Here is a 6,207-nt window from a genome sequence, read left to right on the forward strand (position 1 = left end):
AAAGTCTCTGCACTGTTGGTAAAATAATACCCTTTATTCTTATTTCAATAAGTTTAAGATAAAAGTCTTTTTGTTTTTGTGGAAAAATTAATATTTCATTTTCAGCAATAGGAATTTCATCAAATATTTTCTTAACTTTTGCCATTCGAAAATTTGAAACAAATCGCTTGACAGCTTCATTACAACCCTTATAAGCCATTGAAGGAATGATTTCAGAAGGATTATATGATTACCAGAATCATCAACATAAGCACTCACAAGAGTCTCATATGCATCTTCTTTTAAAAGTAACTCATCAGGAAGACGTGTTTCAAATTGGTCAATGTTTCGCTTGTCAAAAAATGAATTTCCATTGTCATAAACGGGTGAAAGACCAAGAATTTGCTTATCTGTGGCTATAATTCCCCAGTTTGTATTGTTTCGGTCATTGTTCCCAAGAACGTAATCTACCACAAACATATCCCAAAAACGTGTTCTGACATCTTCCCTAAAACCAATAAAATCCAATGAACGTTCAATTGTTTCAAGAACTTCATCAAGTCTTGTTCCTGCGCCTGATGTTCCTGCATTTCCCCCTTCGAAGAACTGGGCATTTTTAGTATTCTTAAATTCAATAAGCCGTTGTTCTGAATCAAGAAAATCTTTACAGGCTACAACGAGTTTATTTCTAGTTCCTGGTCCAGGCTTTCTGAAACCTAGTTTAACTTCATGAACGGGAATCCCGAAACTTTCGTAGATTTTAGACCCAAGATATTCACTTAAAGGACTTGTTGCATAAGAAGCTTTTGGGTTGTTTAAGTCTTGAGTACTTTTTGGAAATTTTAAGATCCAATTTTCATCATTGAAATTTACGCCATATTTATTTCCGCCATTACCACTGTAACGCCTCGTATTAATTGTTGCTGAATTAAAATCTATGAGTGACATTTGAACTCCTTTGATCTTTTGTATTCTAACTATATTTATTATATATTTAAGCGTTGTACTTCTCGGCACCTAAACAAATTACATTTTTATATGTTAGACACCCTAATCCGAATACTTCTTTTTGTCAATAATTTTTGTTTTTCATCATTTAGTGTAAATTGAGTCTTACCACATTGTAATATCTTTCTTATCATATTTATTTTTTAAACTACAGTTTATTCAAATAATTATTGACAACTCCCTTGTAATTCCGAAACTAATATTAATTATTAAGGATGATTAAGACTTTTACAATTTTTTATTATTCTGTTTTAAACAACTTTGGTATCTACTTTAACTATGTTACACTCAAATTAATCTTATATACCTGGAGTTTGGAAAAAACAAAGTAGAAAAGGATTCAGATGCAAGATTATTCTAACATAAAAGGTAATCATTTATAACACGGATTAAACGAGGTCAAACTGAACATTGGCACGATAGGGGGGCCTGAAGTGGTAATCAGATTGCACGCTTTTTAGACAAGCCACCACAAACAATTTATCATGAACTTAAGCGGAGATAGGTTCAACTGAAGACCAAAACAATATATTATTCAGAGGTGACTCAAACTTCCAATGACACGTTGAAGGCCCAGTGGATGTCCTCAAAATCTACTATTCTCACTGCAAAAGGGTGAAGACTACGCTCAACAAATTTGAGCTTTTAACCGATAGATAATAAGGCTTGACCTTGTTAACCCCTTGCCAACTAATTATAAACTTGCTTGTTTATGTATATGTAATAGCCAACAACCTTTAGATAAGCTAGGTAAAGCTTTTAGGAGTTTAATATAAGATTCTTAAAAAATTGCCAATTTTACTATTAGGTAATTTAATAATTTATTCTGTCAAAATAACAGACCTTGTTCCTTATAGTAAAGTATTTAATTATATTTAGGTTTAATTTACTTGACATTTATGATTTCTTATGATATTTTTGGTGCTATAGGAACGTACAGGCAGGACAAGCCTAGATTGTCCCATTAGAGGAGGCGCTCCTTTTTTATTGCCAAAATGGTAAATTGTAAAAATAAGAATTTATTTGAATTACTTGAATAAGAAATTTATTGGGTCATGTTTTAAATCCTTTTGTGCTACTCCAAGATATGATGGTCACATAGATTCACTATTACAACACGAAGCGAGTAAAAAAAACAATTGCATAAGTCTAATTTAATATTTTCTTTCATTTTCAAAATAATAAAAATCGAAGCGCATAACACTTCGATTTTTATTTATATTTTAAATTTCACATCAAAATACTTGAATTCAAAAGCTTAACTCTTGGGGTAAACCAGAATTTTTTGTAAAAATTGAGATATATTCGTTTATTAATATTAATAAATTTAATTAGAAAATTGTAGGTACTAAACCGCCATCCATACGTAGAGCTTCCCCTTGAAAAGCACCTGCTAAAGGGCTGGCAACAAAGCAGACAAAATTTCCAATTTCCTCAGGCCGGATTAACCTTTGAATGATCGAGCCAGAACGATTTTTAGCCATAAATTCCTTTTCCGCACGTTCTTGTGAATATTCAGGATATAATCTCTTAAGCATCCCCACCACACCTTCAGTTAACGTTGAACCAGGCATCACTGTATTCACTGTCACAGAAGTTGCTCTTGCTTCCCAGCTTAAAGTTTTTGACAAACTAAGATTCATCGTCTTAGTCATCGAATAATGTGGCATTTCTGGACTTGGCATTATTGCCGCTTCACTTGCTATAAAGATAATCCTACCATTTTGATCTTTTTTTAACATTTTTGGGAGGTAATGATTTGATAGAGCAAGACCAGAAAGGCTATTAACTTCAAAATAATAACGCCAATCATCAAGTTCTAATTCAGAAAAGGTAGCTGGTTCAAAAATTCCCATATTGTTCACAAGAATGTCAATTTCAGGAAAAGCTTCAAAAAGTTGTTGACGTTGTTTCTCAACAGAAAGATCATAAGGAGCAAGCCCAACTTTTACTGTTGGAAACTTATCTCTGATTTCGGTAACAACTTGTTCAACAGCTTCCAAAGTACGTCCGTTAATAATAATATTCACACCTTCGGCCGCCAAAGACTCTGCAATCGCTCGTCCAATTCCTTTGGTAGAACCTGTAACGAGAGCTGTTTTGTTAAAAAGTTTTAAATCCATGTTATATCCTTTCTCCAATAATTCGGACTTCAGGTTCAAGAATAACATCAGAAGTTTCTTGAACTTTTTTTATAACATACATAATTAAATTTTCGTAATCGGCTGCGGTTCCATTACCAACATTTACCATAAATCCGGCATGTTTTTTAGAAACCTCCACCCCACCAATCCGAAAGCCTTGAAGATGTGCATCCTGAATTAATCGTCCAGCAAAATGGTTTTCTGGCCGCTTAAACACTGATCCACAGCTAGGATATTCTAAAGGTTGCTTCGATTCCCGTTTCGCAGTCAATTCATCCATTTGCGTTCTGATAACACTTCTATCGCCTAATTCAAGTCTAAAGCTTGCTGATACAACAATTAAACCTTCTTCTTTAACTCGAGAAGTGCGATAGCCAAAATTTAGATCTGAATTCTGAATTACTGATACTTGATTATTTAGTGGATTAACAACTTTAACGGAAGATAAAACATCCTTAATCTCGCCTCCATAGGCACCAGCATTCATAAAGATAGCACCACCAATACTACCCGGAATACCACAAGCAAACTCAAAACCAGTTAGACTTTGCGTCAAAGCAAACTGTGTCACATCCTTTAGTTTTGCACCTGCTTCTGCTTCAATTTCAAAGTTAGTTCCATTTTGAGATGAACCAATTGTTAAACCAGAAACCTTAATATTATCCAAGTGATCTAATAGAATAACCAGTCCTCGAATTCCACCATCCCGAACAATTAGATTACTTGCATTTCCAAGTACTGTAACTGGTGTTCCAGTCTCGGAAGCCATTTTTACCAAGTTTGAAAGTTCAGAAACTGTCCTAGGAAAAACTAAATAATCAGCCGGGCCACCCACTTTAGTAAAAGTATATTTTGAAAGAGCTTCATCAATTTTGACGTCAAATTGTTCTAAATCGGATTTTTTCAACATATCTTATTTTACCATTTTATTAAATTTTGAACTTCCTATAAGAGAAACAAAATGACATCATAACAGTTAATATTAGAAATTAGCAAGATCCAACAATCATCCAAATAACTCCATAAGACTTGCTGCGACGAAAAATCACATGTATGGTTCCAAGTGTTCGTGCAAGAAAACAACAGCCAGTACAATAAACACAATTGGCATAATAAAATTCGCAATTAAAGACTGAAGGGACTGATGAAATGTTCGAGTATCAGACACTACTTCAGATGTTTAGGGAGATAAATTAAATTTGCAATTTGCAGTTAAATAAAAAAACAGCTAGTCAGACTGGCTGCTTATTTCCATATAGGAGTGAACTATTTTTTGTCGCTTGCTTGAATATTCTTGGCTAATCCATTTATTTTGTAAAAACTCTAATTATTTGGCTGGGAAGAAGGTTTTGGTTTATTCACAAAATTAGAACGTTTTTGTAACCGACCTCTTTGATGATATAACTGTTTTAACTCTAGCTCCATTTGAGAACGATTACTCACTTTGTTGGACTTCAATTGATCCTCTATTCTCTTTATTTCTTCATTAATGTTTTTCTCCCAATCTTTCATAATGTCTTCCCAGTAGTCTGATTTTTTCTTGTCATCACCACCATCTTTCAATGAATTTCGAAGTAAATGTGAGTACCTATTAAATTGTCCACCCCAAACATTACTACGGTTTTCTAGATACGCCTCTTGCTGATCTTGATGCAAGCTTTCTATTAGTTGCTCTTCTTCTCGGTCTACTATATTTTGTAAGAATGAGAATATAGGTAAAATTAGATAAAGAATAAGTGCGGGATAGATAAAAAAATAGGAGAATAAAACTAACAATACACGATAAAAAAAAGTAAACATATCTCGGCGATTTGCGGTTTTTATTATAATTTTTTTATCATCTATTTTAATTGTTGCTTGATTTGTTAAGGCTAAAATTAACCTACGCATAATTAAAATAACAATTAATGATAAAACTCCATAAATTACTATTGTCTGTCTAGTTGTGTCTTCAATCAACAGACGAGTCGCTGCTGGTATTAAAGAAAGCAAAAACAGTAACATTAAATAAACTACAAGTATGTTATTTTTAATTTTCTCTACACGATTAAAAGCATATGCCGTTTGAAACCATAAATTAGCTACAAAACAAAAACTAATAAAATAAATACCGATGCTTCTCAATAAGTCTGGAAACTTGATTGTCCCATCAGATAAATAATCGATGGGAAGTTCTAAAACAATTATCGTCAAAATGATAGCAATAATTGCATCACTGAATAGTAATACACGTTCTTTCATAATTTAAATCTTTCGTAATATATATTTTAGTTGGTTTTACATTTTACTTTGACGTCTGATATTTTTGAAACCTATTGATAAAATTGTTCAGCACTTGAAAATTGTGATCCTCCTTGAACGTTTGCATTAAGCTCTGCTCATGTCTTAAATTTTTTTTGAACCAAAAAATGACATTATTGGCATTGGTATTCAAAACTTTTGTCGGCAGGGTTGGTTCCCGCATAAGCAATAATATAGTATGAGTAATATCAACTGTTTTAAAAACGACATATTTTTGGTCACCTGCAGTTAACACAACCCTTTTTCTCAAGATTACTAAATATCACTTGTATATCTTCTTTGGTTTTTCTCTCTTGATTAAAAACATCACCCATCATTTGTATCATAATTTGCTGAATCTTCAAAAGATAAAGTCACGTGAAATATATTTCTGTCTTCTTGAACAATATCAACTCCAAACCATTTTACACCTGGGATAGCTTCAAAACTTTTACTAATTTTTAACTCCTTAATTTCTTTAAGCATTTAAGCATTTCTTTTGCCTGCAAAGCAAATTGCTTTCCCAGAATTATTTCTTTATTTTTAACTTGAGTACACATATATTAACTCCTACTAAACCAATCATTAAAGCGATAACGACTGGAGACATAATGACCCATTTCTCTTTTTTTCATAGCTTTTCCTTTACGTTTTGATAACTTATTGTACAATATTTTTACGTTTCATAAAACGATAATAAAGGCAAATTGTAAAATTAAGTTAGCCACCTGAAGCAAGAAAAAAACACCTGAAACCTTTATACTTGAATTTGGAAAAATAAAGTAGAAAAGGATTC

At 32.6% G+C, this 6,207-nt stretch carries 5 protein-coding genes and 1 pseudogene; 1 reads left to right on the forward strand and 5 read right to left on the reverse strand.

Translation table 11 applies throughout. The features are described 5' to 3' along the window. Positions 1 to 87: 87 nt before the first annotated feature. The gene (locus tag HNQ37_RS02455; RefSeq protein WP_183538998.1) at positions 88 to 927 is read right to left on the reverse strand and encodes a HipA domain-containing protein; all 840 of its coding nucleotides are present in this window, start codon (positions 925 to 927) and stop codon (positions 88 to 90) included. Between the two features lie 502 nt (positions 928 to 1,429). Here HNQ37_RS02455 and HNQ37_RS08660 point away from each other — a divergent pair. Further along, a pseudogene (locus tag HNQ37_RS08660) lies at positions 1,430 to 1,492 on the forward strand (hypothetical protein); the annotation flags it as partial. An 826-nt stretch (positions 1,493 to 2,318) separates the two neighbouring features. On the opposite strand, the gene HNQ37_RS02460 reads toward HNQ37_RS08660, so the two are convergent. The 4 genes from HNQ37_RS02460 to HNQ37_RS02475 form a co-directional block, all read right to left on the reverse strand. Further along, positions 2,319 to 3,110, reverse strand: coding sequence for an SDR family NAD(P)-dependent oxidoreductase (locus HNQ37_RS02460; RefSeq protein WP_183539000.1), 792 nt, complete (start codon positions 3,108 to 3,110; stop codon positions 2,319 to 2,321). 1 nt (position 3,111) lies between these two features. Further along, positions 3,112 to 4,041: a UDP-N-acetylmuramate dehydrogenase gene (gene murB, locus HNQ37_RS02465; protein WP_183539002.1), complete on the reverse strand. Its 930-nt coding sequence runs from the start codon at positions 4,039 to 4,041 to the stop codon at positions 3,112 to 3,114. Positions 4,042 to 4,454: 413 nt separating this feature from the next. Further along, positions 4,455 to 5,372, reverse strand: a complete 918-nt coding sequence (locus tag HNQ37_RS02470; RefSeq protein WP_183539004.1) for a TMEM175 family protein — start codon at positions 5,370 to 5,372, stop codon at positions 4,455 to 4,457. A gap of 366 nt (positions 5,373 to 5,738) precedes the next feature. Next, positions 5,739 to 5,897, reverse strand: a complete 159-nt coding sequence (locus tag HNQ37_RS02475; RefSeq protein WP_183539005.1) for a hypothetical protein — start codon at positions 5,895 to 5,897, stop codon at positions 5,739 to 5,741. Positions 5,898 to 6,207 lie beyond the last annotated feature (310 nt).

The organism is Lactovum miscens (assembly GCF_014202895.1).
GTDB classification, from domain to species: domain Bacteria; phylum Bacillota; class Bacilli; order Lactobacillales; family Streptococcaceae; genus Lactovum; species Lactovum miscens.